Here is a 568-nt window from a genome sequence, read left to right on the forward strand (position 1 = left end):
ATATCGAACACCTGAGCGCGCCCGCAATGGACGAGCTGGGCTAAGCGCCGGGTCAAGAGCCGGGCGAGCCGCCGGCGCTGTCCGCCGGCGCCCTGTTTTGCTGTACTGCACAAGCGCGGCGCCCGCCCAGGCGCACTGAAGCAAAAAAATAGTGCTTATTAATTAGGCAGGGAATCGGTTAAAATAGCAGGTTCCTCCGTCCATTCCAGGTTCCTCAGTGCAAATCGGCCCTCACATTCTGCGCAACAACGTTTTCGTCGCTCCCATGGCGGGTGTGACGGATCGGCCTTTCCGCCAGTTGTGCAAGCAGTTGGGTGCCGGTTACGCCGTGTCGGAAATGGCGGCGTCGAATCCGCGCCTGTGGGCGACGGAAAAAAGCTCGCGCCGCACGGACCATGCAGGCGAAATGGAGCCGAAGGCCGTGCAGATCGCCGGTGCCGATCCGCAAGACCTGGCCGATTGCGCCAAGTTCAATGTGGACCGGGGCGCGCAGATCATCGACATCAACATGGGGTGCCCCGTGAAGAAGGTATGCAACAGCTGGTGCGGTTCGGCCCTGTTGCAAAAC

The 568-nt window shown here is 61.1% G+C and carries 1 protein-coding gene; it reads left to right on the top strand.

From position 1 onward, the window contains the following. Window positions 1–217: 217 nt before the first annotated feature. Window positions 218–568 (top strand): tRNA-dihydrouridine synthase (locus JaAD80_RS29875; RefSeq protein WP_146012646.1); only part of this gene is annotated, 351 nt, incomplete at its 3' end.

It is taken from the genome of Janthinobacterium sp. AD80, assembly GCF_002878455.1.
In the GTDB taxonomy this organism is placed as follows: Bacteria; Pseudomonadota; Gammaproteobacteria; order Burkholderiales; family Burkholderiaceae_D; genus Janthinobacterium.